The organism is Nitrospirota bacterium (genome assembly GCA_016214845.1).
Lineage (GTDB): Bacteria > Nitrospirota > Thermodesulfovibrionia > UBA6902 > UBA6902 > SURF-23.
The window spans coordinates 131,662-158,410 of the sequence record JACRMS010000026.1; the positions used below are offsets into that span (position 1 = coordinate 131,662).

Below are 26,749 nucleotides of genomic sequence, written 5' to 3' on the forward strand. Positions count from 1 at the left end.
GACATGCGGGAATGACGGCATTCAGGGGCTTGGATATTCAAGCAGCCAATTCTTCCCTCAACTCTTCTCTCTTACTCCAAAGAACCGGACTCACATCATAATTCTTAAGAGCGTCCAGCACGGACGCTGTCGGTGCATGTTCCGAATCATTTAAAAAAGCATATGCCCGTGAGTTGGCCGGGCGTACTTCTTTTGTATCGATCCAGGAAAAGGCCACTGCCTGGGCCGTATCACGGCTTGGCCTGTTTATTGTCTGAAGAATACGCTCCGGCTGTTTTTTAGATGCGGGGATAACGAAATCGAAGAGATGGTCATAGCCGCTCTTACCAGTGAATTTAACTTTTGGAGTATAGCGTATCTCGCTTAAATCCAGCCATGCAGAAACATCTTCAAGAAAAAGACTTGCGACCATAGGGACAGCTAAATAGAAAAGATCATTTACTGCCAGCATGGCCTGTACCAGATTATGTTTCCTCAAGGCAAAAGTGTCCGGTGAAGCATGCACAATTAGCTCATCATTAATTATTTTAACGCCGAAGCCGTTCAGCGTCAGATTCAGGAGATCTTTACGTTTTTTAGTTTCCAATTCGCAGCCGGAAAGGCGAAGGTCTTCAATCGTGTATCCGTCATCCGTGATAACGAAGTTCCCATTTTCACGTTTGACATATATCTGCATGTAATCATTGTGCCTGTCTAAATAAGGAGTGGTTATTTCAATCCAGTCCTTAACCTGGCGAAGCGATGTCTTGTCCTTCAGCCATAACAGATACTGGTCTAATAATTTCTGAACGTCATCAATCATGTAAACAATCCTCTTTCGATAACTGGCGGCTCTTTAATATTACAAAATTGCATGAAATCATTCAAAGTTTGCCATAAGTCAGATATATTGGGAAACTTATCAGATGGTACCGGAATAGCCCATTTGTCACCAAATGCTTCTCTGTAGATGTGCAGATGAGGTGATGGAATTTCTTCACCATCAGGATTGCGGTGCGGTTGCCCTCCGAAATCTATACGCACAAGCACAATTATCTGGCGTGCCCTGTTCTGATATTTCCCTCTAAGAAGATCGATCCTGCCCTTGCTTATATCAAGGAAGAAGTTCTCTCTCTTGTCAGCAGAAGTCAATGGAATTGATATTGTCCCTCCAAGAGAAGGATAATTCCAATTGTCATCATTTAATCTGTGCTTATCAATTGCAATCAATGCGTCAGCTTCCGATTGTGTAAGATTTATTTCAGCCATTGTTCCCCCATTTCAAAACTGAAATATCATACGCAAACACCGCGATAAAGCGCAACAGATTTTTTGTTCATGAGGTGAATTCAAAGAAACTGGATTCCCGCTTACGACATGCGGGACGGCATTCAGCATCCTGTATATTTAGAACCTGTAAACATCTTTACGGTGTCGGGTTTCAAACCCGCCCTGAACAAAAGTGCATTAAAATGGACTCAACCGTAGCAAAATTAATACACAATTCATTATTTGGAAGCAGGTGTCATCTTTTTTTGTAAATAAATTTAGCTTGTAAATTTAGATGGTTATCATTGCATGAAGTTCATGGAATATAAATTGCTTTAATAAACCTATTTGGCAAGAGCAGGAATGATACCTGCTGGGGTGAATAATATCTTAATCCATTAACAAAATATACTGCTTGAGCAGGACGTGGAAGATACAAAAAGGCAGCGGGGAATGAAAGGAGGTCTCAAAATGTAAAAGCCCGCGACTATGTGATTTGCTGTTAAACAAGATCTCTAACAATGAAGAAAAAACCATTTGGAGGGAGAGAATGAACATCATAGCAAAGAACATAATGTTAATGGGATGTACACGTTTTGCGTCAAAGAACAACTGGGTGGAACGAAGCACAAATGGAAGGGATATCGCTAATAAATTATTGAGGAGTCGATTAACGGGCATTCCCGTTGTCGATGATAAAGAACGCAGGAGAGTTATTGGTATCATAACTGAGATAAACCTCATAGGGATATTCAGAGAGGGGATGGACCCCATCAACTTTACTGCGGACAGAATAATGTCGGGGGTCCCAAAGACTGCTGACATTGATACGCCGGTTGAAGAGCTGATAGATATAATGGTCGAAAACAATTTCACGGTAATCCCCATTACAAAAAACGATAGACTTGTCGGAGTAGTGGACAGATGTTCGCTGATGGATTTTTTCGTCAGCCCTTGCACAGAGAGATATGCTACGGCGATAGGGAGTTAGTATTATTTTTTTTAGTTGCGGTAGTATCGAAAAGGGGCGCCTGAATATTCAGTCGCCCCTTTTTTAACAAATGAAACTCTACAACCTTACCGGAACACCTTTGGACTTCAGATATTCTTTTGTCTCTTTGATCGTGTATTCCCTGTAGTGGAAAATCGATGCGGCGAGGGCGGCGTCTGCTTTGCCCTCAACAAGCCCTTCGCGCAGGTGTTCAAGCGTCCCTACCCCGCCGGATGCGACAACTGGAATTGAAACCGCCTCTGCAATCGCGCGTGTCAGTTCAATATCATAACCGTCCTTTGTTCCGTCCCTGTCCATGCTGGTGAGCAATATTTCACCGGAGCCGAGATCTTCCATCTTCTTCGCCCATTTCACGGCGTCAATGAGTCTCATCTTCCTGCCTCCGTGTGTGGAGATCGCCCAGGTCAAGGACAAGTGAGAAGTGGGAAGTGAGAAGTGGGAAGCAGGCAATTCAAGCCTTACATCATTTAGAAACGGATCGTTGAACCAGGGTTCTTCGGGTTCGAATGTCATGTCCGCCCTGAGCCTTTTTGCGTCAACGGCAACAACAATACACTGGCTGCCGAACCTCTCAGCAGCTTCTCTTATAAAGTATGGATTGACAACGGCTGTGGTGTTGATTGAAACCTTGTCGCAGCCAGAATTAAGAAGGTTACGGATGTCATCAAGTGTCCTGATACCGCCGCCGACAGTCAGCGGCATGAAGACGTCGTTTGCGGTCCTTGCGACAACATCGAGAATGGTTTTCCTTTTTTCATGAGAGGCCGTGATGTCAAGGAACACGAGCTCGTCAGCGCCCTGCTCATCATAATACTTCGCGTTCTCGACAGGGTCGCCAGCGTCGACAAGATTCTTAAAGCTGACGCCCTTTACAACCCTGCCGTCCTTAACGTCAAGACATGGTATGATTCGTTTGGCCAACATTCTAATTGCCTTTAGTAAGCCCTATTGCTTCCTTCAAATCCACTGTCCCGGCGTACAATGCTTTTCCTGTGATCACGCCCCAAAGGTTTTTTATCTGCATGAGATTTTTTATGTCTTTAATTTTAGCTACGCCTCCTGAGGCAATGACCGGTATGCTGACAGCGCTGACCATCTTTGCCATTGCTTCAAGGTTGGGCCCCGTAAGCATCCCGTCTCTTTCAATGTCAGTGTAAATAATTCCCGCAGCGCCGTCATCCTGCATCTTCTTTGCAAATTCAATCGCGTGAAATTCGGTGACCTCTTCCCATCCCCTGATAGCTACCTTGCCGTCTTTCGCGTCGATGCCTACGAGCACTTTGCCGGGGAATTTCTCACAGGCCTTCTTTATCATGTCGGGGTTTTTCGCAGCGGAAGTCCCGATGATCACCCTGTCAACGCCGAGGCTGATAAGTGTTTCCATTCTTTCGAGGTTCCTGATGCCGCCTCCGACCTCGATCGGGATGTCGATTGCTTTTCTTATTACCTTGATCTCTTCGAGGTTCTTTTGCTCGCCGGTGAATGCGCCGTCAAGGTCAACGATGTGAAGCAGCTCGGCCCCAAGCCCGACCCACTGCTTTGCCATTGCCGCAGGGTCGTCTGAATAAACAGTGACTTCTTCCTTCTTCCCCTGGAGAAGCCGGACGCACTTGCTGTCTTTAAGATCTATCGCAGGTATAATAATCATCGTATGAGTATATCAGATAGGTTTTTTATCAATCAACAACGGGTCCTCTGCTCCAGCCTCTTTAAACCCCTTCGCCCGGAGCAAACAACTGTCGCAACTCCTGCAAGGGGTTAGGGATTGGGGATTAGGGATTGGGTCATAACAGCTCCAGGTCAGGGCATAGTCAACGCCCAGCTCAATTCCCTTTTTAATAATCTCGCCCTTGGTGAGTTTTATCAGAGGGGCTTGAATTTTGAATCTGCTTTTCCCTTCAACAGACGCCTTTGTTGCGAGGTTTGCCATGTCTTCAAATGCCTTTATGAACTCCGGCCTGCAGTCAGGGTATCCGCTGTAGTCAATCGCATTAGCCCCTATAAAAATATCCTCTGCTTCCAAAACCTCCGCCCACCCAAGAGCAAAGGAAAGGAAAATCGTATTGCGCGCCGGAACGTAAGTTATGGGGATTGGGGATTGGGGATTGGAGATTGGATATGAATTGTCTTTACTAATCCCTAACCCCTGATCCCTAACCCCTGTTTTAGGCACCTCAGTATCACTCGTCAGCGCGGAGCCGCCGATGTCCCTGAGATTAATATTTATGATGAGGTGTTTTTTGGCACCGAATTTTTCCGCATTCAGGCGGGCCATTTCCAGCTCTATCTTATGCCTCTGTCCGTAATCAAAACTCAGGGCGTAGACCTCAAACCTCTGGGCCTTTGCTATTGCCATTACGGTTGTCGAATCAACCCCGCCGCTTAAAAGAACGACTGCTTTTTTCATAGTTTCATTTATCCGCAGATTACACAGATGACACAGATTAATAAAAATAAATTTAAAGTTGATACATAATCATCATTATTGATCTGCGAAATCTGTGGATTTATTTCTTCTTCCCTATCTTTGATTCTGTTCCCTCAAGGAGTCGCTTCATGTTCTCCTTGTGTCTGAAGACTATCAATATGGCAAGCAAAATTCCAAATACAATTTTAGCTTTTGAGTAATCCAGCAGTGCGAAAGTGACCGGCAGTGCGCTTACCGCGGCAACTGCCGCAAGAGATGAATATTTTGTAATGAAAGCAGTGGCGATCCAGAGCAGCAGTGTCACAGCCGCTGATGCAGGACTGTACGCGGCCAAAACTCCGAATCCGGTTGCAACACCTTTGCCGCCTTTAAAGGAAAGAAATATCGAAAATATGTGCCCGGCTACAGCCGACACTCCCACAAGCCCTCCCCAGAAATCCAGGGCATTCTGAAGCATCTCCGGGTCGTCGGTAATTTTAGCGGCAATAATATAATTGCAGATCAAAACAGGCCCCGCGCCTTTAAGCGCGTCACCCAATAATGTTAACAGCGCGGGCCATTTGCCTGCTGTCCTTAGTACATTGGTTGCGCCGATATTTTTACTCCCCGTGGTCCTGAGGTCTATCCCTTTTTTCCTTGTCACAAGGAGGCCGAAAGGAATAGAGCCTATTAAAAAAGCAGCGGGTATTAACAAATATAAGGCAGGGTAAATCAAAAGAGGCGGGGCCGTCATAGCCGTTTCCAGAAAGTTATGAAATACTGAATGCCGGATATAACGCCTAAGACCATTGCTATCCAGAGCAATGAAATCCCGACAGCGTATAGATCAAAAGGTATTAATGTATTGTCTATAAACAAAACAAGAATCGATGATATCTGAGCGACCACTTTTATCTTGCCGCCCATCTCGGCCGGTATCACGATGTCCTTTGAAAGCGCGGCGAACCTCAACCCGGTAACTACGAATTCCCTGATGATAATCACTATGGCTATCCAGGCGGGGATGATGCCTTTATCAACGAATATTATCAGCGCTGATATGACTAAGAGTTTGTCCGCTATCGGATCGAGGAGAATGCCTAGCTTTGTTACCTGCTGCGATCTCCTCGCGAGATAACCGTCAAGGAAGTCGGTCATTGCCGCGACTGCAAAAATTATCGCGCCGAACAAGGGGTCCTCTGAGGCGATAAAAACGAACGGGATGATTATTACTATCCGGCTGAATGTGATAATGGTAGGAACGTTAACCAAGAAACTCTCCTGCTACCCTTTCCCATAGACCTGATTCTTTCAGGATCAGGTCAGTAAATTCTCTCACGGCCCCTCTGCCGCCGTTCTTTTTCATTATGAGGTCCGCGTATTTTTTGGTCCCTTCGTCCGCGTCGGCAGGCACGGCTGAAAGCCCCGTCCTTTTAAGAAGCTCGACATCAACGATATCATCGCCCATGAAAGCTACGTCCTCGTCCCTGTAATTGTATTTATCAAGCAATTGTCCATACACGACTGATTTTCTGAAGACCTTCTGATGCACCTCGGCAATGCCAAGCTCAGCGGCCCTCAGGTCAACCACTTTGGATTTTCTTCCTGTAATAATTGCGACCTTTATCCCGGACCTTTGCAGCATCTTAATGCCGTGACCGTCCCTGACGTTAAATCTTTTAAATTCGTTGCCCTCGTTATCAAGTATAATACTCCCGTCCGTCATGACCCCATCAACATCGAGTATCAGAAGTTTGATGTCCTTAGCCTTTTCTTCGATTGTCTTCTGTATTCTGGCCTCTGTCTTCTGTTTTCTGTTTCCTGTCTTCTGACTTCCGACTTCTGTTTTCTGTCTTCTGCTCTTCATACAATCCCCGCCTTCAGTAAATCGTGCAGATGGATAACGCCCTTTATATTGTTTTCTTCGTCAGCAACTATGAGCACGGTGATGGAATACTTCTCCATTACCGATACCGCCTTTGCCGCAAGCACATTGCTTGTTATAGTTTTGGCCTTGTAGGTCATCACATCTCCGGCTTTCAGCGAAAAGAAATTTTCGCCCCACTTTTCAAGCCCCCTGCGCAGGTCTCCGTCGGTTATAACGCCCAACAGCTTTGAATTGCTGTCCATAACTGCGGTGATGCCCATCCTCTTGGAAGAGATCTCTATGATGGCGTCCTTCATAAGTTTATCAGAATGTACAACCGGTACTGCGTCGCCGGTGTGCATGAGGTCTTCCACCGTCAAAAGAAGCCTGCGTCCGAGGTTGCCCCCGGGATGGAAGAACGCAAAATCCTCCTCTGTAAATCCCTTCTTGCTGAGCAGTGTGATGGCCAGCGCATCTCCCATCGCAAGCGCAGCGGTAGTGGAAGCGGTCGGCGCGAGACCCATAGGACACGCCTCCTCTTTTACGGAAACATCGAGAGATACATCGGAAGTCCTTGCGAGGGTTGACTGCGGGTTTCCTGTCATGGCGATTATTTTTATATCCAGCCTTTTAAGAGTGGGGAGTATCCTGATGACCTCCTCTGTCTCTCCGCTGTTCGAGATCGCGATCACGACATCCCCTTTTGAAACAACCCCGACATCGCCATGACTGCCTTCCGCGGGGTTGAGATAAAATGCAGGAGTTCCCGTGGAGGCAAGTGTTGCGGCAATCTTCTTACCTATAATCCCTGACTTGCCCATCCCTGTGACCACAACCTTACCGTGGCATAAATACATGAGCTCTATCGCCTGGATAAAGTTTTCATTAATGCGGTCAATGAGCGCATGAACCGCCCCGGATTCAATTGCAAGAATGTGCTTTGCCTGTTTGATGATATTGTCCATTATCCCATTATCGTCATTCTCCGACTTGATCGGGGAATCCAGTACCTTGTGTAATTTCGCTATCGCAGGAAAAGTATCTGGATTCCCGTTTTCACGGGAATGACAAAAACAACTTTACTCCCATTTCCTTACCAATTGATTCAATTCCACCAGCCTTTTAGCCAATTCAAAAAAACTATCGAGGCCCAGCATATTCGGCCCGTCGCAAAGCGCTTTATCCGGGTCTTCATGCACTTCCATGAAAACCGCATCACAGCCCGTTGCAACAGCCGCCCTTGCAAGCGGTCCGATGAATTCCCTTTGCCCGCCAGAACAACTGCCGAGTCCGCCGGGTAACTGCACGCTGTGTGTCGCGTCATAAACAACGGGGAATCCGAATCCCTGCATGATCGGGATCGAACGCATATCCACAATAAGGTTATTATATCCGAACGATATGCCTCTTTCAGTAATTATTATATTTTCATTTCCTGTGGAACGGGCTTTATCAATTGTGTTTTTCACATCATACGGTGAGAGGAACTGCCCCTTCTTTATGTTTACGGGACTGCCGGTCTTTGCCGCAGCAACAATGATGTCAGTCTGCCTGCAGAGAAACGCCGGTATCTGCAAGACGTCAACCACGTCAGCAGCCTTTGCTGCTTCTTCCGGTGAATGAATATCGGAAAGAATGGGGAGTTCAAGTTCTTCTTTAACTCTCCGGAGGATCCTCAGCCCTTCATCAATGCCGGGGCCTCTGTAGGAATTTACGGAAGTCCTGTTGGCCTTGTCATAAGAGCTTTTGAAGATGAGGGGTATGTTTTGCTTTTCTGAATATTCTCTTAGTTTTCCGGCAATCCTTAAAGTTATCTCTTCGCTTTCAATTACACAAGGGCCTGCAATGAACGCGAGAGACTGCTGCCCTCCAATTATCACATTGCCTATCTTTATTTCTTTGGTTGGCATATTAAAAAATAAACGACAGGCGAGACGCCTGTCTTTTTAGTTCAAGAAATACTTTAACCTCACTTTTACTTTTTCGGCACATGGACTGCCATGTTATGAACATCTTCCGCAGCTTCCATAACGCCTTCAGCAAGTGTCGGGTGTGCGTGAATGGTGTGTGCGATGTCTTTTACAGTAAGTCCGCTTTCCATGGCAACGGCAACTTCATGTATCAGGTCTGAGGCGTGGGGGCCTATGATATGCGCGCCAAGAATTTTGTCCGTCCCGTCCTCCGCAATTATTTTAAAAAGTCCGGATATCTCTCCCATCGCGTGGGCCTTTCCGAGCGCACGGAACTGGAACCTGCCGACTTTATATTTAATATTCTTTTCCTTGACCTGGTGTTCTCTCAGTCCGACCGACGCTATTTCGGGACTTGTAAAGATTGCCGCAGGAATAACATCGTATCTTATCTTCGCGCTGCCGCCGGTGGCGTTCTCCGCCGCAATAAGGCCCTGCTTTGATGCAAGGTGCGCAAGCATAATTCCGCCGACAACATCGCCTATGGCGTAAATCCCTTCAATGTTCGTCTGAAGTTTTTCATCAACGATAATCTCCCCTCTCTTGCCCGTATTGACGCCTATGTCTTCAAGTCCGAGATTCCTGCTGTTGACCGCCCTGCCGATAGAGACAAGGACTTTTTCAGCGTCAATTGTCTTGCCGTCTGAAAGCGTAGCAGTGATCCCGTCTTCTTTGACATCAACCTTCTGGACGCCTGTATTGGTTATCAGCTTTATCTTGTTTTTCTTAAGCTCTCTTTCGAGAAGAGCTGAGATTTCCTCGTCCTCGGTTGAAACAGCGCGAGGCATCATCTCGACCATTGTGACTTCTGAACCGAATTCTCTATAGATAAATGCGAATTCACAGCCGATCACCCCGGCGCCGACAACGAGAAGGCTTTTGGGAATGACGTCGAGGTTTATTGCGTGATCACTGGACAATATTTTTTGCCCGTCAAAAGGGAATACCGGTATCTGTGCGGGCCTCGATCCGGTAGCGATGATAATTTTGTCCGTATCAACTTCCGATGTGGAACCGTCCCTGAGGGTGACTTTTATTTTCCCGGGGCTTGCGATGACCCCCCTGCCCTCAATAAGCTTGACGCCCCATGATTTGAAAAGTCCGCGGATGCCTTTGACCTGTGTGTCCACGACCTTTTTCTTCCTGTCCATTATCTTCTGGATATTTGGAGAAACGGTCCCGTTTAGCTCAAGCCCGAAATCCTCAGCGTTTTTGGTTTTGTGGAGGACTTCGGCTGAGGCAATTAATGTTTTAGTCGGGATGCATCCCCAGTTAAGGCATGTGCCGCCCACTTCACTTTCTTCTATAACTGTAACTTCAGCGCCGAGCTGCGCAGCCCTGAGCGCCGCAACATAACCTCCGGGGCCTGCCCCTATGATTGTAACTTTCATTATTTCAGTTTTACCTCTTCTTCAAGATATTTTTCATATTCGCCAGCGTCCATTAATTCATCCAGCTCTGAGTCGTCCTCCATTTCAAGGACGGCTATCCAGCCCTTATGGTAAGGGTCTTCATTGATTATCTCCGGAGAATCCGTCAGGTCCTCGTTAAATTCAATGACAGTTCCGCTGACAGGGCTGATTACCGATGAAGTTGCCTTGGTGGATTCAATCTGTGTCAGCTCAGTGCCTGCTTCGACCGTGGAATCAATTTCGGGCGAATCAATATAAACAATGTCCCCGAGTGACTCCTGGGCGTAGAAAGTAATACCAACAGTCGCTTTCTTTCCTGATACTTTTACCCATGTATGCTCTTTGTGATATTTAAGACCGTCAGGATACATCTTTTCCCTCCTTGAAATATAATATGGTTTCTAAGGTGTGTGAAATTCTAAACAATAGAAAAAATCTTTGTCAAGAAAATTTACCCGGTCCAGAAAAAAACTTTTCAGGCCCCAATCTCAAAAACAGAAGTATCTGGAGTTTTCACCCGGCTTTTGACGGGTTTACTATTGATTAAGTAATTTATCAATCAGTCCCTTTGCGTCCCTGTCTTCCCATTCTACCATACCCATAAACTTGCGGCTGATCTTGCCCTCGCGGTCAATAAGAAACGTTGTAGGCAGGCTCATGACATTATAAGGCACGGCGGCAAAGCCTTCAGTGTCTGATAATACTATATATGGGGCAGGATTATATTCCATGAATTTTTTGAGAGGCTTCTCCGACCTGTCGGTTGAAACAGCGATGATCACCAGATCTTTCCCCTTGTATGTCTCATAGAGGGATTTGAGGTGGGGCCTTTCCTGCCTGCAGTAAGGACACCATGTGGCCCAGAAATTCAGGACTACAAGCTTCCCTTTAAATGAAGAAAGGGTCACGCTTTTACCGGACATATCCTTTAAAGTAAAGTCCGGGGCCTTTTCGCCTATGATTTTTTCAAGCTCAAACGGCAGGAAGTTCTGAGCGTAAATATAAGGCGTAATAACAAAGGGGAGAGAGAGCACGGCGGCTGCCATCAGAGCAATTAATTTTCGTTTGATCATGTTGCTTCCTTTTTCTGTTTTCCTGGATTTAAATCACCTTGTTGATATTAGCTAATAATGCAGAAGTATATCAAGGTTTTGATTAAGACTGATGTGATTTAATAAAGCAGAAAATTAAAAATCGTCTACTTATCTGAAGAAGTGATTTTTGCAGAGAATGGAACAAGCACTTCACCGCCCTTACCGTCGCTTATCAATACTTTTACATCATGAGGTTCCCTGTCGCCCTGCGGTACTTTCCAGGTGATAAGTCCGCTTGACGTGTTAATAGTCATTCCATCAGGTCCCTCTTTAAGCTCGTAAGTCAGCGTGTCACCGTCAGGGTCGGTTGCTTTTACCTGATACGTAAAAATATTGCCGTTAACTGATGGCTTGCCTTCCGTATAAACAGGAATGATATTGTAAACAGTATTTTTCAATCTGACGGGACTGCCTGTATCTTCACCATCAAAGGGTGTGACCTCAACCATGATCCTGTCGCCGCCCTTAAGCTCAGTATAGAGAGATTTGTCTTCTCCTATAAAGTTATCGTTTAGATACCACTTATATTTATACGAAATCCTGTCTTTGTCAAAGTCCTCCGCATTTACATCAACTGTTAATGTGGAAGAAGCCATCGGAGTTTGCGGCAAAAGCTTTGAGTTAATTATCACGGGTGGGGTGTTCCTGATTACTATCCCGTTTGAACGGAATTCCTTGTCGCCTTTAACCACCCTGGCGTAAACGTTATCTCCCTTTCTGATCCCGGCAGAAGTAAAACGCGCACCTTTTGAAGCTTCATCCCTTACGTCATTAACAAACCATTGAATCTCTCCCTTATTCAGAATGCCGCTGTCTGCCTTTAAGGTTATGACAGTTTGCGCTGTGGCGTTCTCAGGGCTGATAACCACAGAAGATACTTGAGACGGTTGAACGGTTTCCGGCACCGCAATTTGAGGCTCCTCAGATTTCCTGCTGCAACCGGACAATAAAAGCAAGAAAACACAGAAGACACAGAGGGTATAAATAGAAGATATGAAGTTAAGAAGTTGGGAAGATGCCTCAGTAAGATTTTTCTGTTTTTTCTCATCTTCAAAACTTCTCAACTTCTCTTCACTTCTGACTTCTGCGTTCATTTTATCTCTTCACTCTTCCAGCCGACCAGGCCGCTTTTTAAAGAAACAGGGGTGATGCTCTCAAGCTGCTGGATAACGCCGGTCGACTGCTGCGCGAACCCTTTTATTGAGCTCGAACCTGAACTGTCAATACTGCCGTTGCATTCACCGCCGGAGCCGGGGTTTTGCGAGCCGGGCTGCGATATTATTTGCGCGCTGAGAGATGAAGGCATGCCCACTCCAAGCTTCATGACCCTGTCAATGACAGCCGGGGGCGCTGGATTCGGATTCGGATGAAGGTCATTCTGTGTGCTGAATACGAAGTCCTTGTAAGCGGTGCCGGTTTTGTAATAGACCGCATATACATTACTGTCTCCTTCATATGAACAGGCGCTGATCCCGGGAATATAACTGGCCCATATTACAAGCCCTCCCAGCACAAGCGGTTTTGCATTCACTCTTTCTCCATTATGCTTAAGCGCCGTTCCGTTGAAATCCACAGTTTCGCTGAGGTTTTTAAAGTACATGGCCCAGCCGTCACACGTGCTGGATGCGGTAAGGAGATCAGACCAGGTGTTCACTGCGCCGCAGTTTCCGCTGACGCCCGAAACGCTGTCGTCTGTCATTACGGTTGCGGCTGAAACATCCAGCAGATTTGAAAATGAAAGACTGCATGTCCCGTCCCAGCAGCCGTCCTTGATCCCGTAGAAAGCCCCTGTGTCTGTCTGGTTCTTGTCATCCGATCCAAGGTACTGTCCTGTGCCGAAGTACACGTAGAGATTGGCCTTGTCATCCATGGCGGCAGACGGGGCCGCAGTAATTCTCTTGACAACATCTTTAGTCCCTGCAATAGTACTGATGTCTGCAAATGTGGACATAGACCAGAGGGCCGGGCTTCCCTCTGTGCCCTTGTTTGTGGTTATCCTTTTTAAACGTGTATTCCAGTTGTTTCCCTGCTTGTTGTTTTCTCCGATATACATTACATCCACATCATTGTCCATATCGACATCAACGGAAATCGGGTCGGCCATGAACGTGGTTGCATTGCCGGTTGATATCTTCCAGTAGTTTGTGTTTTCGGTCCACGCGCTTATGACCCCGTGAGCGCCTCCTGACATCTTCAGCACAAATACATTGCCGTTCTGAAAGGCCGTCAGGTTTGAATTTACATCATAACCATTAACATTATTTCCGTCATATGATGGCACTGATGAGCTCGCTCCCGACCCGAAGATTGCAAACCACTCGCCTCCAACCTTTGCCACGGCCGGATAGGACATACTCAATCCAAGAACAGGACTTGTAAAGGTCCACAGAAGTCTCGGATTGAGAGGGTCCGTTATGTCAAGGGCGAAATATTCAGGATACCTGTCGATGTTGTTTCCGTCCTTGATGTGTTTTCCTCCGTAACGGAAGCCGCCGATCAGTATGGTCCCCCATCCATCGGGATGGGTATCGTCGGCATTAAACATCTTCACATCCGTCACCTTCGGTTTTAAATCCACGTAATACACATGGGTATATGTCGGCAGGGTGTCCCATTTCAGATGAGGCAATAATCCGCGTGGTATGAAAGACCAGAGTTCGTCACCGAGGACGTATGTCCCGACTGTGCAGTTTCCGTTGTTATCAACAGCCCCGGTGCAGAACTTGTGCTGACCGGAGTTGTAAAAACCTCCGTTAAACGCATGGAGCATCCCGTCATTCGACCCGACAAAGACCACATTTCTTCTCTTCAGGTAAGTAGTCCGGAAGTTTGTATAAGTGCTGTCACCGTAGAGAAGATCATAGTTTTCCATCGGACGTCCGACAACTGTTGGAGTGGAATAGATGACGTCGCCAAGCTTCCAGACATTGACCACATTATTTATGGTAATGCTTCTCTTTCTGTATCCGCTGGCATGACCGGCATCAATTATTCCGGTAAGATCATCGCCTCGAATCCAGTTAATAATATTGGCCGACTCGGTATCATCTGCCGCGCGGACATAAGGTTTTAACGTAGTCTTGTTTGTATCATTAAAAGTAATCGTATTAAAGCCGTCTGTCGTAGTAAAGATAGTCCTGTTTGCGGCAGGGGTCTGCCACAGTCTGTCGCCACCTTTCCATATCGCCTTCAAGTCTTCAAGCGCAACTATTGCGGCAGGATTATCCGGAGAGTCTTTTTCCCCGTCACCGTCTGCGTCGGTGTATCTCTTGATCGTAGTGCCGACTTCAGCGCTGTATTCCATCTCCACAATGTAGTCTGAGGTCATATCAAGTGTTGCATTAGCATTAAAGTCTTCTCTCAGGTTTCCATATTTGTCCACAAAGAGCGCCTGAAGATAACCAAGCCATTTCCTGGAATCGGTTTTTTCTAATTTCTCAGGATAGAAATACGCCTGATAAACCGCTCCTTCTCCTTCACCCGTGGTGGCAAGCACGCTGACAGCGGTCCCTGACGATGCGCGGCGAAGGATATCCGTGAGCGCGTCCAGAAGGGACGACTCAAGCAGGGCGCCTTCCTGCGCTTCAAAATACGTGTCCGGAACACCGTTGCCGTCTTCGTCCCACTCATTTTGCAGGTCGGGCTTATTGTTTGCGTTATAATCTCTGAATCCGCCGTATTTTGCCGTCTTCTTTAAAAGGTCGCGTCCCACCGGCGAATCATCAAATGCAAATACTGCGTATGTGGTAATATTCTGAGTGCCCGCCCAGTCGGTAGGCCTGAGGTCAGTAATATGCGCCCAGTACGCAACTCCTTCGAGATAGTAGGTCCCCATTGAAGTATTGGCGTCCACGGCCTTCTGGCTGGCAGTGCCTTCATTAGCTGCGATCAAGTCCATATATGCTCCCACATCAAAGCCCATAGGGTCTGCTACTTTTGCTACGCCCGCCGTTGAGTTCCAGTTGCCACCGGGGAGGTTTCTGTCCATGGTTGATTCACCATCAGTCAGTATAAGCACAAAATTCTTCTGACAGTCATACTGCTGAGGGTCCACGCCTGCGGCGGAATAATTGGCGTTACGATATGCGCCGGTGGTGGCCCTGAAAAAACGGGTCGCCTCATAGAGCGTCTCTCCCAGAGGCGTCCATGTTAAAGGGTCGGTATTTTCTATACTCGTTATAAGATTTACGTTTGTCCCCGGGCCGCTGATGTTGTCCTGAACATAGCCGCCGTCATAATTGCCGCCGCCGCCGGACTCAAATTTGCTGCCGCTATTGTTGTAATACATTAATCCGAATCTTATCCTGTCCCGTGTCTTCTGCACAACGCCCAGAGGTTCTTCAGTATCGCTGAATTTCACCTTGATGTTATAAGTACCCGCTGTAAAATTTGAACAGGTCCCGTCTGTTTTGGTTGATACGGCTATGTTGCCATTGCTGTTTCTAAAACATCTCGTATTTGTAAAGGGGGCGTAGGTGCTGGCGACTGCGTACTTTTTGTAATAATCCCTGTCCGGGATATTGACCAGCAGATAGTTTGGGGAACCAGAAATTCTCGGAATTGCCTTTCCTCCTATAAGCACCTTTCGTACAACATCCATCCTCCTCATAGTCAGCCAGTTCATGAAATTGCCATTCCATGTGCCCGCCGCGTCCTGGTAGAAATGCCCGCCTGCTAATGCTGAATAGCTGTATTTTTTTGTGGAATCAAAGTAGCCGTAATAAGTGGTGGCAGGATTAAAACTTGCGTCAGGTGAAATTGTTGCGCTATGATCACCGGGTGTCTTGTAAGCAAACTCATTCATCGAGCCTGACTCGTCAAGCATGATCATCACGTTAGGCGGCGTCTGCTGGGACACAAAAGGAGGATATGCGGTATAATCATTAATGTCCTGAGAGCGTGAGAACTCCGCTTTAACCATCAATGCTATAAACATTATTGACGTTAAAATTACTTTTGATTTTCTATTCATAAAGTTGCCTCCTAATTCCTCAATCTGACTTCTTCAATAACCAGCGTCTTAACAACGCTTCTTTCAACCAGCGCGTTGACCTTTGCCGATTCAGTGGCCCTAAAAACTCTGATATCCTGAATAATTTCTCCGTCTTCATATTTTATGACCGTCTCCGGTGTCAGACTGTATTCCCTGCCTTCGATTACTGCTGACACTTTTGTTATTTTCGTCATGGTCCCTTTGATCCATACAGTCCTTTCATCTGTAGCATTTTGTATATCCTGAGAATTATTTTTTTGGACCGGCCTTATTTGCTTGCCCCATGCATTTAAAGTGGATATCAATAATAATACCGTCAAAATCAAAACTGATAATTTCATATTCATAATAACTCCTTATGTATGCGTTATCTGCTAACGTATCTGTATATGGCCCCGACAGTTGTATTTGAAGCACATTCTGTGCTGTTTGAATTTATCCTGTAAAATGCATAAATCCCGCTGCTGCCGCTTTTGCCCACGCCCTCGTATCCGGCAGCATATTCTATTGCGGTGCCGTTTATCCATTTTGAGTACATTTTGTCTATATCAATATTTAGATTTCCGCCATCGACCTGCAAGGTTGCATCAGGATTTGTATCCGGCTCATCAGTGGCAAAAGACGTGTTCAATAATTCAAACGGCAGATTCGGGTCCATGATTACGCCTGAAAAACACTTGGTGTCCCCGTCCGGCCCTAACGCCCTTTGGATGATCCCCGTGCTTATACCTATGCCTCCGGCAGACTTGGAAATATTTCTCTCCCTGCATTTGATATTCCCCGACATCATGTTCTCAATTGTGCTTGTACCTATCGCCGTCATACCAACGACTGTAAGCACAAGCAGGAGAAGGAGCACCGTGATGAGGATGTAGCCGTTGTCATCCCTATCAGAACAACTTATAATGATCTTTTTTCTCTTCAGCATATCTCTCTCTCCCTCACTTATTCTTCATAGTTACTATGGTCTGCCACCATCTGCGCCTGAGATTATCGGTACCCTGCGGGTGGTTTCGGTTTTCAATCGCTGCCGGACGGATACCCTGGTCCTGGTAGTTCATGTCCGCTCTGTCGGACTTTGCAAGAATATTTACCCTGACAGCCCTTATGGTGGAAGGGGTTCCTATTACTCCGGCATTTACTCCATCATATAAATAATCATTCGTGTCGAAATCAAGGTCACCGTCCTGATCATCCATCAGCCCGTCGCTACCGGCGGCCAAAGTAATATTGTCGATTGCATCAACAGTGTATGCAAACTGAAGGTCTTCTATATTTTCAGCTATAACTTCATCGTCAGATGTGGCTATTCCTGTGCAGGTAGTCGGATCGCCGCCCCCGCGTATTCTTCGCAGAAGAGGCTTATTGATGTTAGTATTGTCAATGCAATATGTAGCGTCTTCAACAAGATACACAGGCCTGCCTGTATCACATAAACCGTCGCCGTCTGTGTCGACTAACGGGACCGATGTCTGGGTAATTGTGATAGGAGAAGAAAGACAGATACCATTTGCATCGAGGGCACAGTTCTGGACCTGAACAAAATTCATTCCGTCAATGCTCAGATATCTTTTATTGCTAACATTGGGGCCGTCCTGACCGGTATAAATTATGCTGATTTGCGTAGTCGTAAAGAATGACATACGGGATGGCGCCGGACAAGAGGTGGCGGGACCCGTTCCAACAGGCCAGGCTGTTCCAATCATTCTGAAACCGCCCACAATAGTGATCGCGTCGGAGGCATTATTACCGCCATCAACAGGGGTGATGACAGCAGTGAATCCGTTTATCGTGTTTTCATTCATATCATCCGGCGTTCCGAACCCCGCGCTCCTGATATCATTTATTAGCATGTCGTGAGCTATTTTTGATTGAGTATTTACCTCGGACACGTTTTCCTGCACGACAAACGAGCGGTTCTGCGCAATGTATGTCGCTGAAGCCGCAGCCATCAGTATGAGACTGATTGTAATGGCTATGATCAGTTCCGTAAGCGTGTAACCTTTATCATTAAGGTATGGCATTTTCTCTCCATCTAAGTGTGTCAAGAGTTACGGAATGTATTGTCCCGCTCTTTTGGTCTGTCCAGCAGGTCCTTGCGCGGATTGCGCAAACCGGGACATTTCTAACCGGATCGGGATCGCCTGTTGCGCTGCATGCCGCCGCTATGGCGGGATTGCACGGATTGGCAGGGTCATCATTTGTTAAATCCAGGCTTACGCAATCCGGCACAACCCACCATGTCCTTGTAAACAGCTCCGCATTTACGGATGATTTCTTTCCTAATAATGCGATTCTGCCGGCTTCATCAGTGGGGTCAGGCGGTTTAGGTGTATCCGTCCCGCTTATTAAATTCAAAGTACCATCAGGTTTTAAGTACGGCATTGCATCCATTTGCTCAACCAGGTCCTCTCCCAGACTTGTAGCTATTCTCATCTCCCTGCTGAATGTATTTCCCGTTACTGCGTAATACTGCATCCCAATGACCCCAAGCATCCCGACAAGCAGCACCACCAGCGCGACCATTACCTCAACGAGAGTGAAGCCTTTTTCTGTTTTCTGTCTTCTGACTTCTGACTTCTGTCTTCTCATCTCAGCTCCGGCCATCCGGTTTCTCCTGTATGGGCTGCATCTCCATCCCACATAAAAAGATTGATCGTGCCCGCTGAATTGGCAAGCTCAACGCAAAATGTGTAACCCCTGTCCTGACCGCTGTGCTGAAAATATACTTGCGCCGGTAAGGCTTGCCCGTTTGCATTCATTGAGCCGTCAGGCAACATCTGAAAAGATAGCGTATTGTTAATGGCAACACCGTTAGGGTCATTAGGCGGATTGGTTGTGAAGTTGGCGCTGCCGACTACAATTTCATTTCCATATTCAGTTCGTAAATTAAAAACCTTAACTGGAAGAACAGGATTGCCATTTATATCTCGTTCGTAACCGTCTACGTTATCAAGCAGATCGCCGTCTCCGTTGCCGTCGAAGCCTATCCTGTAATTATTAGCAGCTGCGTCAAAGGTAATTAAATAGGCCCCGTTTTCTTTAATTGCCATTGTCCTTGTAAGCCTCATGTTCTGAAGCAATTCGTCAGCAGCCCTTCTCGCCTTGCTTTTAGCGATAAATTGTCCGTACTGCGGAATACCGATGATAGCAAGAATACCTATTATGGTGACTACTATGACCAGTTCAATAAGGCTGAAGCCTGAATCTTTTTTGATAATATTCATCATCACCATTCCTGAATAAAGCTTATAGCAATTGTGATGCTAAAAACAGAAGCCATCTCTTTCAAAGAGTTAACCACCATGCTCAGCCAATCCATGTAATTAGTTTCATAAGTTTGTGTAATCTGCTACATGTTGATTTGCAACGCTCTCACACGTTATATTTATCGGCGAATGTTGTTGTATACTTAATAAAACTCGTTAGATGGTAAGCATAAAACGTCATTCAAGCTTGTCGGGAATCAGCCGGTTCGTCATTCCGACTTGTTCGGAATCCTTCTTTTAGAATGATTCCAGACAAGCTGGAATGACAGACGGGCAAGCCGGAATGACAGTTGGAGGAGTTCGCTATGAACAGTAATTTTGCTGAAGATATAGTAAAGAGGGCTTTGAAAAACGGCTGCGATGCTGCTGAGGTTTTCATTAAAAACGTAAAAGGCATTTCCGCAGAGGCAAAAGACGGAAAGGTCGAGGCCTTGAAATCGTCGCATGATTATGGCCTGGCCTTGAAGGTCATCAAAGATCAGAGACTCGGTTTCGCTTTTACAACGACCACTGACGACATTGACAAGGTATTAAATGAAGCAGTTGAAGCCGCCCGGTGGACAGCGGTTGATGCGTATGCCGGGATCCCTGATTGCATGCCTTCAGGAGATGTTTTGATCTTTGATGAAAAAATAAAAAGTCTGACCGAAGATGACGTCATTAAAGAGGCCATGCGTCTTGAAGAGAGCGCACTCGCCTTTGATAAGAGGATCAAAAAGGTGAGAAAGGCCGAGGCGGGAGCGCGGATAGGAAGCACGGTCATTGTAAATTCAAAAGGGGTCAACGTCAGTTATGAGAGCACCTATTATTCAGCGCATTTAACAACTCTTGCACAGGATGATAAAGACAGTCAGATGGGATGGGATTTCGCGGGCAGCAGGAGAATGAGCGATATAGATCTACATTCAGTCGGACGCAACGCCTCTAAAAGGGCCATAGAGCTTCTCGGTTCAAGAAAGATCTCTACAGTGAAAGCCCCGGTAATATTTGATCCGTCCGTTGCAGTTGATTTCCTTGATATCCTAAGCGCGTCCATGTCCGCTGAGGCGGTACAGAAAAACAGATCTTTCCTTTCCGGTAAAACAGGCCAATGTGTTATAAGCGAACTCGTCGACATCATTGACGATGGGACCATGCCGTGGGGCTCAGGCACTAATCCCGTTGATGACGAAGGCGTCCCATCTGAAAACAAGACGATTATTTCAAAGGGCGTTTTAAACGGTTATTTCTATAACACGTATTCAGCCAAAAAGGCCGGGACAAAATCTACCGGCAATGCAGTGAGAGGCAGCTTCAAAAGCCTGCCCGGTATCGGGATAACAAATTTGTACCTAAGACCGGCAGAAAGGCAAAGGGCAGAGGGCAAAGGGCAGAGGGCTGAAGAAAATAATAAATTGGTAAAATCGTTATCAAAGGGTATCCTGATTCTCGGCGCGATGGGGGTGCACACTGCAAACCCGATATCAGGTGATTTTTCAATAGGCATCTCCGGGCTCTGGATCGAAAACGGTGAAGCGCTTTATCCGGTCAAGGAAGCCGTGATCTCAGGCAATATCCTTGAACTGTTCAGAAAGATAGAAGGCGTCGGTGATGATCTTACATTTTTCGGCAACATCGGCTCGCCGAGCCTTCTGATCGGTGAGATGGATATAAGCGCATGAAATAGCTGACAGCTTTCAGTTATCAGCTTTCGGTTTGTTATTCAAAACAGCATCCTTGATACTATTTGCGCCGTCCTTAAAACGTTTCAGCAGGTGTCTTGCCCATACAAATTCCGTTGCGAGGATCCCCAGCCCGACGGGAATAACAACAATAGCCGGCCCGGGCAATGCAATCATGATTATTCCTATAGCCAGCACTGTAAATCCCACTACAATTCTAATAAGACGTTTCGTCTGCTGAAGTGTAGCAATTAAAGGATGTACTTTCTTGCCCGGTTTCATTTTGCTGATAAGTTCATGGTAGAGACACTTGCTTGTCATTCCGACTTGTTCGGAATCTTTTTTGAAGAAGATTCCGGACATTCATCCTTCGCAGTTCAGCCTTCGTAGCACTTCGGCGAAGTAGGCTGCTACGGAGAACGGAAGCCAGAATGACAGATTTTAATTTTACACAGCTTCCTTTTTCATTTTCTTCAGGAACGGCTCAATGAGATCTATCGGCACCGGGAAAATGATCGTTGAATTTTTCTCGGCAGAGATCTCTGTCAAGGTCTGAAGGAATCTCAACTGGATGGCTGAAGGCTGGGTGCCGATGATTGCCGCCGCATCAGCCAGCTTTTGCGATGCCTGAAACTCACCCTCGGCATGAATGACCTTGGCCCTTCTTTCGCGTTCAGCCTCGGCCTGTTTTGCGATCGCCCGCTGCATCTCAACAGGCAGGTCCACATTTTTGACCTCAACTGTGGTGACTTTTATGCCCCAGGGTTCTGTCTGCTCGTCAATAATTTTCTGGAGCTGAGCGTTCAATTCATCTCTTTTAGAAAGGAGGTCATCAAGCTGGCTTTGTCCCAGAACGCTCCTTAGTGTAGTTTGTGATATCAGAGAGGTCGCGTATTCAAAGTCTGTTACCTCGGTGATCGCCTTTATCGGTTCAACGACCCTGAAATAAACAACCGCGTTCACTTTTACCGTCACATTGTCTCTTGTGATGATGTCCTGTGAAGGCACATCCATCGTGACCGTCCGCAGGCTGACTTTTACCAGCTTGTCGATTATGGGCCAGATGATCACAAGTCCCGGGCCTCTGACCGGTATTATTCTGCCGAGCCTGAATACAACGCCCCTTTCGTATTCACGGAGTATCTTGATCGCGCTTGAAAGGAAATACACTATGAGAACGACAGCTAAGATCAATCCTGAAAAACCTACCTGAAACATTTTACCCCTCCTTATTCACGCCCCGACTGAGCGGTTACATTGTTATTGTCCCTTGTCACACGGCTTCAAAAAAGATAGTTATTATGTTAAATAGATTATAACACTGGTATAATAATCGAGTTTGTACGCTAAAGCAATTTAAACAAAAAACTTGACCCATGTCAAACGAAGATCTCTCAAAGTTAAAGATAGATAAATCCACATCTGTCTCTGCCCCTTCAAGGCGCAGAAAGGCATTCTACCCGGTAATTGCGATCATAGTTATCGCGCTTGCTGCTGTATTCTATTTTAAAGGGACTGCCGTGGAAGTGGAGGTTGCGGGTGTTTCGCAGATATACCCTTCACAGTCTTTTACGCTGCTGAACGCCAGCGGATATGTCGTGGCCCAGCGGAAGGCCGCTGTTGCGTCAAAGGTCACTGGACGGCTTGTATCAATAAATGTCGAAGAAGGCAATCACGTTAAAAAGGGGGACATCATCGCCCGGCTTGAAAATGAAGATGTGACCGCAATTTATGAACAGGCAAAAGCAAACCTCGCTTCCGCGCGCGCCAATCTCGAACAGGCGAAGGCAGAGCTGCATGACGCGGATGTAACTTTCAACCGTTATAAAGAACTGATGAAAAGCGAACTGGTGTCAAAAAACGATTATGATTCTGCAGAGGCCCGTTATAAAAAAGCGGTCGCTGCCGCTGCCGGGGCTGAAGCTGCGATCAATGCCGGCAAAGCCGCGTTGAGCGGCGCGGAAGTTTCCCTTGAATATACACTGATACGCGCCCCGTTTGACGCGGTAGTGCTGACCAAGAACGCTGACATCGGCGACATCGTTACACCGCTCGGCGCCGCGGAAAACGCAAAGGCCGCTGTCGTTACCATCGCTGATATGAGCTCCCTGCAGGTGGAAGCAGACGTCTCTGAATCAAACCTGCAATATGTGAAATTGGAACAGCCGTGCGAGATACAGCTTGACGCATTCCCGGATTCAAGGTTCCGCGGAGCAGTCCATATGATCGTCCCGACCGCTGACAGGAGCAAGGCTTCTGTGATGATAAAGGTCAAGTTCCTGGACTATGACAGCAGGATACTTCCTGAAATGAGCGCCAAGGTCGCTTTCCTACAGCGTCCTGTGAAACCGGAAGAACAAAAACCCCGCACAGTTATCAATCCCGCCGCTGTCATAAACAAGGGCAATAATAAATTCGTATTCGTAGTGAATGGAGAGCGGGTAGTTGATACCCAAATAAAAACAGGCGAACAGTTCGGCGACGTGATCGAGGTTTTAAGCGGCGCAAAGGCAGGAGACAAAGTTGCCCTGAAGCCGCTGGAGAAATTGCGAGACGGCGTAAAGGTCAAGGTAGCAGAGAAGTAGAATTGTGAAAAACACAGAACCACAGAGTCACGGAGAAAAGCATTCCTCATATATATTTTTCTGTTACCTCTCTGTGTCTCCGTGCCTCTGTGGTTAAATCTTTTAGTTGAACAAATGGAAAACAAATCTCCAATCGTTGAAATAAAAAACCTGTACAAGTCCTACCGGCGCGGCGCCCAGGTGATCCCTGTCTTACAGGACATTAATCTTGATATCGGGGAAAGTGAATTTCTGGCATTGATGGGGCCATCAGGCTCCGGGAAAAGCACCCTGCTGAATCTGATAGCGGGAATAGACAAAGCGGACAGCGGCTTGATAAAGGTCGTCGGGACGGACATCACTTCTCTTTCTGAAACAGAGCTTGCATTGTGGCGCGCTACCAACGTCGGTTTCATCTTTCAGTTTTACAACCTGATCCCGGTGCTTACGGCCTATGAAAATGTCGAGCTCCCCCTGCTCCTGACAGGGCTTTCAAGGAAAGAAAAGAGAGAACATGTGGAAACCGCCCTGCGGGTCGTAAACCTTTCCGACAGGATGGACCATTATCCCGGCCAGTTGTCAGGCGGCCAGCAGCAGCGCGTTGCAATCGCCCGCGCCATTGTAACCGACCCGACCATAATCGTAGCTGATGAGCCGACAGGAGACCTCGACAGGGTCTCGGCTGAGGAGATATTGGCGCTTATGGAACGGCTCGTCCATGAACTCGGCAAGACCATTATAATGGTGACCCATGACCCCCGCGCCGCCAGGATGGCGCACATAATCATGCATCTTGATAAAGGTGTTTTGAATCAAAACAATGCAACTTCTCAAGCTCATATATAAAAATGCCTTCCGTCACAAGCTGCGCACCTTCCTGACCATTGCCGGCATCAGCATTGCCATTCTTTCATTCGGCCTTCTCCGCACTGTAATAAGCGCCTGGTATGTGGGCGTCGAAGCCTCTTCCGCAAACCGCCTTGTAACAAGGAATTCAATATCTCTGATCTTTCCTCTCCCAATTTCCTATAAAGATAAGATCCGTCAGATAGACGGGGTGACAAACGTCTCTTACGGGAACTGGTTCGGCGGAATTTACATTGACGAAAAAAACTTCTTTGCCAATTTTGCAGTGGAGCCTGAGAGTTATTTGAAGCTGTATCCCGAATACGTCCTCCCGCCGGACCAAAAGGCCGCATTCTTACGGGACAGAAAGGGGTTCTTCGCAGGAAGAAAGCTCGCTGAGAAATACAACTGGAAACTCGGCGACACCGTTGTCCTCAAAGGCACCATTTTCCCCGGGGAATGGGATTTTGTACTACGCGCAATTTACAAAGGCCGGGACAAAAACATAGATGAAACGCAGTTCATCTTCCACTGGGATTATCTCAACGAGACCATGAAAAAGATCGCGCCGCTCCGCGCTGACCAGGTGGGTTTTTACATGATCAGCATAAAGAACCCGGCCCTTGCAGCGGACGTATCGGTGGCTGTAGACAAAACTTTCAAGAACTCTCTTGCCGAAACACTAACCGAGACTGAGAAGGCCTTTCAGTTGAGTTTTATCTCGATGAGCGAGGCGATAGTGATCGCCATACAGATGGTTTCTTTTGTCGTGATAATCATAATCATGGCTGTAATGGCAAACACCATGGCAATGTCCGCCAGGGAGCGCTTCGGTGAATACGCGGTATTTAAGACCCTCGGTTTCGGAGGCGCTTACATTGCCGGTCTTATATTTGGCGAATCGCTCTTCATCACCTCGATCGGATGCATCCTTGGAATTATACTGACCTTCCCTGCCGCTCAGGCCTTCGGCAGCGCCATGAGCCAGTTCTTCCCGGTGTTTAACGTTTCGGTTAAAACCATTTACCTGGATATTGCTTCATCTTTAGTGGTCGGAATTACAGCGGCGATCATCCCTTCATACCGCGCCGTCAGCATCCGCATAGCGGACGGTCTGAGGAGGATAGGATGAGACCAGAAAACAGAAGACAGAATAAAGAGTACAGACAAAGAAATAGCATTCTTAAGTCTGTTATCTGTGCTCTGTGTTCTGACTGTCTGAATATTTTATGAAGATTCCTCTTTCATACAGCTTTCGTAACCTCTGGACGCGGAGACTTACGACAATACTCACTGCATCGGGCATAGCGCTTGTCGTGTTTGTATTTGCCTCGATCCTGATGCTGTCTGAAGGCCTGAGAAAGGCGCTTGTTGATACAGGCTCGTATGACAACGTTGTTATAATCCGGAAAGGCTCTGACTCCGAGGTGCAAAGCGGCGTTGAACGCATCCAGGCCTCAATAGTGGAAACCCAGCCTGAAGTGGCCATCGGCGCGGACGGCAAACGTCTTCTGGCAAAAGAGCTTGTCGTCCTTATCAGCCTGCCGAAACGAGGGACGGACAAGCCTTCAAATGTGGTGATCAGGGGGACTTCTGAAAGCTCTCTGCCTCTGAGGCCGCAGGTGAAACTTGTTGAGGGGCGTTTGCCGCGCGCGGGTTCATCGGAGATATTAGCGGGCCGGAGTATCGCAAAGAGATTTAAAGGCGGCGGGCTTGGCGAGACCATCCGCTTCGGCATGAGGGACTGGACCGTGGTGGGGATATTTGATGCGGGCAACACCGGTTTCAGCTCTGAGATATGGGGAGATGTTGATCAGCTCATGAGCGTGTTCCGGCGTCCTGCTTACTCGTCCGTCATATTCAAACTCCGGGACCCGTCAGGGTTTGAAAAATTCAAGGCGCGCGTTGAGAGCGACCCCAGGCTGACTGTTGAGGCGGACAGGGAAACGGTATATTATGCCAAGCAGTCCGAGATGATGGCGAAATTCATCAGGATACTCGGCCTGTCTCTAACGATGATATTTTCCCTCGGCGCGATCATCGGCGCGATGATCACGATGTACTCGGCAGTCGCCAACCGCACAGCGGAGATCGGAACAATGCGCGCACTCGGGTTTCGGAGGAGAGATATTCTTTTCGCGTTCATGGTGGAATCCCTGCTGCTGAGTTTTACCGGCGGCTGCGCTGGATTGTTCTTTTCATCATTCATGCAGCTTCTGACCATTTCGACCATGAACTTCCAGACCTTTTCGGAACTGGCCTTTACCTTCGCGCTGACCTTCGAGATATTTTACAAGGCCCTCTTGTTCTCACTGATAATGGGATTTATCGGCGGCGTGCTCCCCGCCGCAAGGGCGTCAAGGATGAATATAGTTGAGGCGCTAAGAGAGGGGTGATTGTTGCGGC

At 47.1% G+C, this 26,749-nt stretch carries 28 protein-coding genes; 6 read left to right on the forward strand and 22 right to left on the reverse strand.

Features of this window, described 5'->3' with window-relative positions; genetic code table 11:
• Window positions 1-37: 37 nt before the first annotated feature.
• Both HZB61_08355 and HZB61_08360 read right to left on the reverse strand, forming a co-directional pair.
• On the reverse strand, window positions 38-802 hold the full coding sequence (locus tag HZB61_08355; GenBank protein MBI5056610.1) for a DUF1829 domain-containing protein: 765 nt from the start codon (window positions 800-802) through the stop codon (window positions 38-40).
• Window positions 799-1,248, reverse strand: coding sequence for a hypothetical protein (locus HZB61_08360; protein ID MBI5056611.1), 450 nt, complete (start codon window positions 1,246-1,248; stop codon window positions 799-801). The genes HZB61_08355 and HZB61_08360 overlap by 4 nt, the downstream gene beginning before the upstream one ends.
• Window positions 1,249-1,798: 550 nt before the next feature.
• Here HZB61_08360 and HZB61_08365 point away from each other — a divergent pair.
• Window positions 1,799-2,239 carry a CBS domain-containing protein gene (locus HZB61_08365; GenBank protein MBI5056612.1) on the forward strand — a complete coding sequence of 147 codons (441 nt, stop codon included), beginning with the start codon at window positions 1,799-1,801 and terminating at the stop codon, window positions 2,237-2,239.
• Between the two features lie 78 nt (window positions 2,240-2,317).
• Here HZB61_08365 and hisF read toward each other — a convergent pair whose 3' ends face one another.
• The 18 genes from hisF to HZB61_08455 form a co-directional block, all read right to left on the reverse strand.
• Entirely contained in the window at window positions 2,318-3,184 is an 867-nt protein-coding gene (gene hisF, locus HZB61_08370; protein MBI5056613.1) for an imidazole glycerol phosphate synthase subunit HisF, read from the reverse strand.
• 1 nt (window position 3,185) lies between these two features.
• Window positions 3,186-3,908, reverse strand: coding sequence for a 1-(5-phosphoribosyl)-5-[(5-phosphoribosylamino)methylideneamino]imidazole-4-carboxamide isomerase (gene hisA / locus HZB61_08375; GenBank protein MBI5056614.1), 723 nt, complete (start codon window positions 3,906-3,908; stop codon window positions 3,186-3,188).
• Between the two features lie 12 nt (window positions 3,909-3,920).
• A complete protein-coding gene (queC, locus tag HZB61_08380; GenBank protein MBI5056615.1) occupies window positions 3,921-4,667 on the reverse strand; it encodes a 7-cyano-7-deazaguanine synthase QueC in 747 nt (248 codons plus the stop codon).
• 100 nt (window positions 4,668-4,767) lie between these two features.
• On the reverse strand, window positions 4,768-5,421 hold the full coding sequence (gene plsY, locus HZB61_08385) for a glycerol-3-phosphate 1-O-acyltransferase PlsY (GenBank protein ID MBI5056616.1): 654 nt from the start codon (window positions 5,419-5,421) through the stop codon (window positions 4,768-4,770).
• On the reverse strand, window positions 5,418-5,939 hold the full coding sequence (pgsA, locus tag HZB61_08390) for a CDP-diacylglycerol--glycerol-3-phosphate 3-phosphatidyltransferase (GenBank protein MBI5056617.1): 522 nt from the start codon (window positions 5,937-5,939) through the stop codon (window positions 5,418-5,420). The genes plsY and pgsA overlap by 4 nt, the downstream gene beginning before the upstream one ends.
• Complete coding sequence (locus HZB61_08395; GenBank protein MBI5056618.1) at window positions 5,932-6,447, reverse strand: HAD-IIIA family hydrolase; 516 nt, start codon at window positions 6,445-6,447, stop codon at window positions 5,932-5,934. The genes pgsA and HZB61_08395 overlap by 8 nt, the downstream gene beginning before the upstream one ends.
• 83 nt (window positions 6,448-6,530) lie before the next feature.
• Window positions 6,531-7,499 (reverse strand): KpsF/GutQ family sugar-phosphate isomerase, encoded by a 969-nt coding sequence (locus HZB61_08400; protein MBI5056619.1) that lies wholly within the window; start codon window positions 7,497-7,499, stop codon window positions 6,531-6,533.
• Window positions 7,500-7,613: 114 nt separating this feature from the next.
• Window positions 7,614-8,444: a 3-deoxy-8-phosphooctulonate synthase gene (kdsA, locus tag HZB61_08405; GenBank protein ID MBI5056620.1), complete on the reverse strand. Its 831-nt coding sequence runs from the start codon at window positions 8,442-8,444 to the stop codon at window positions 7,614-7,616.
• Window positions 8,445-8,509: 65 nt separating this feature from the next.
• Entirely contained in the window at window positions 8,510-9,895 is a 1,386-nt protein-coding gene (lpdA, locus tag HZB61_08410) for a dihydrolipoyl dehydrogenase (GenBank protein MBI5056621.1), read from the reverse strand.
• Window positions 9,895-10,287 (reverse strand): glycine cleavage system protein GcvH, encoded by a 393-nt coding sequence (gene gcvH, locus HZB61_08415; protein ID MBI5056622.1) that lies wholly within the window; start codon window positions 10,285-10,287, stop codon window positions 9,895-9,897. The genes lpdA and gcvH overlap by 1 nt, the downstream gene beginning before the upstream one ends.
• A 165-nt stretch (window positions 10,288-10,452) precedes the next feature.
• On the reverse strand, window positions 10,453-10,989 hold the full coding sequence (locus tag HZB61_08420) for a TlpA family protein disulfide reductase (GenBank protein MBI5056623.1): 537 nt from the start codon (window positions 10,987-10,989) through the stop codon (window positions 10,453-10,455).
• 125 nt (window positions 10,990-11,114) lie between these two features.
• Window positions 11,115-12,104, reverse strand: coding sequence for a cadherin repeat domain-containing protein (locus HZB61_08425; GenBank protein ID MBI5056624.1), 990 nt, complete (start codon window positions 12,102-12,104; stop codon window positions 11,115-11,117).
• The gene (locus HZB61_08430) at window positions 12,101-15,982 is read right to left on the reverse strand and encodes a hypothetical protein (GenBank protein ID MBI5056625.1); all 3,882 of its coding nucleotides are present in this window, start codon (window positions 15,980-15,982) and stop codon (window positions 12,101-12,103) included. Before HZB61_08430 ends, HZB61_08425 begins: the two co-directional genes overlap by 4 nt.
• Before the next feature lie 11 nt (window positions 15,983-15,993).
• Window positions 15,994-16,344, reverse strand: coding sequence for a hypothetical protein (locus tag HZB61_08435; GenBank protein ID MBI5056626.1), 351 nt, complete (start codon window positions 16,342-16,344; stop codon window positions 15,994-15,996).
• A 26-nt stretch (window positions 16,345-16,370) separates the two neighbouring features.
• Window positions 16,371-16,931: a hypothetical protein gene (locus HZB61_08440; protein MBI5056627.1), complete on the reverse strand. Its 561-nt coding sequence runs from the start codon at window positions 16,929-16,931 to the stop codon at window positions 16,371-16,373.
• Between the two features lie 13 nt (window positions 16,932-16,944).
• Complete coding sequence (locus HZB61_08445) at window positions 16,945-18,027, reverse strand: PilW family protein (protein ID MBI5056628.1); 1,083 nt, start codon at window positions 18,025-18,027, stop codon at window positions 16,945-16,947.
• On the reverse strand, window positions 18,014-18,610 hold the full coding sequence (locus HZB61_08450) for a prepilin-type N-terminal cleavage/methylation domain-containing protein (GenBank protein ID MBI5056629.1): 597 nt from the start codon (window positions 18,608-18,610) through the stop codon (window positions 18,014-18,016). The genes HZB61_08445 and HZB61_08450 overlap by 14 nt, the downstream gene beginning before the upstream one ends.
• On the reverse strand, window positions 18,592-19,230 hold the full coding sequence (locus tag HZB61_08455; GenBank protein ID MBI5056630.1) for a prepilin-type N-terminal cleavage/methylation domain-containing protein: 639 nt from the start codon (window positions 19,228-19,230) through the stop codon (window positions 18,592-18,594). The genes HZB61_08450 and HZB61_08455 overlap by 19 nt, the downstream gene beginning before the upstream one ends.
• 347 nt (window positions 19,231-19,577) lie before the next feature.
• On the opposite strand from HZB61_08455, the gene HZB61_08460 reads away from it, so the two are divergent.
• Entirely contained in the window at window positions 19,578-20,933 is a 1,356-nt protein-coding gene (locus HZB61_08460) for a TldD/PmbA family protein (GenBank protein ID MBI5056631.1), read from the forward strand.
• A 15-nt stretch (window positions 20,934-20,948) separates the two neighbouring features.
• Here the strand turns inward: HZB61_08460 and HZB61_08465 are convergent, their stop codons facing one another.
• Together HZB61_08465 and HZB61_08470 are read right to left on the reverse strand one after the other, a co-directional pair.
• Complete coding sequence (locus tag HZB61_08465; protein ID MBI5056632.1) at window positions 20,949-21,215, reverse strand: PGPGW domain-containing protein; 267 nt, start codon at window positions 21,213-21,215, stop codon at window positions 20,949-20,951.
• A gap of 165 nt (window positions 21,216-21,380) precedes the next feature.
• A complete protein-coding gene (locus HZB61_08470) occupies window positions 21,381-22,151 on the reverse strand; it encodes a slipin family protein (GenBank protein ID MBI5056633.1) in 771 nt (256 codons plus the stop codon).
• 158 nt (window positions 22,152-22,309) lie between these two features.
• Between HZB61_08470 and HZB61_08475 the strand changes: the two genes are divergently transcribed.
• The 4 genes from HZB61_08475 to HZB61_08490 all read left to right on the forward strand — a co-directional run bounded on the left by HZB61_08475 (window position 22,310) and on the right by HZB61_08490 (window position 26,739).
• Entirely contained in the window at window positions 22,310-23,518 is a 1,209-nt protein-coding gene (locus HZB61_08475; protein MBI5056634.1) for an efflux RND transporter periplasmic adaptor subunit, read from the forward strand.
• Between the two features lie 114 nt (window positions 23,519-23,632).
• The gene (locus tag HZB61_08480) at window positions 23,633-24,343 is read left to right on the forward strand and encodes an ABC transporter ATP-binding protein (protein ID MBI5056635.1); all 711 of its coding nucleotides are present in this window, start codon (window positions 23,633-23,635) and stop codon (window positions 24,341-24,343) included.
• Window positions 24,318-25,475, forward strand: coding sequence for an FtsX-like permease family protein (locus tag HZB61_08485; protein ID MBI5056636.1), 1,158 nt, complete (start codon window positions 24,318-24,320; stop codon window positions 25,473-25,475). Before HZB61_08480 ends, HZB61_08485 begins: the two co-directional genes overlap by 26 nt.
• A 97-nt stretch (window positions 25,476-25,572) precedes the next feature.
• Complete coding sequence (locus tag HZB61_08490; GenBank protein MBI5056637.1) at window positions 25,573-26,739, forward strand: ABC transporter permease; 1,167 nt, start codon at window positions 25,573-25,575, stop codon at window positions 26,737-26,739.
• Window positions 26,740-26,749 lie beyond the last annotated feature (10 nt).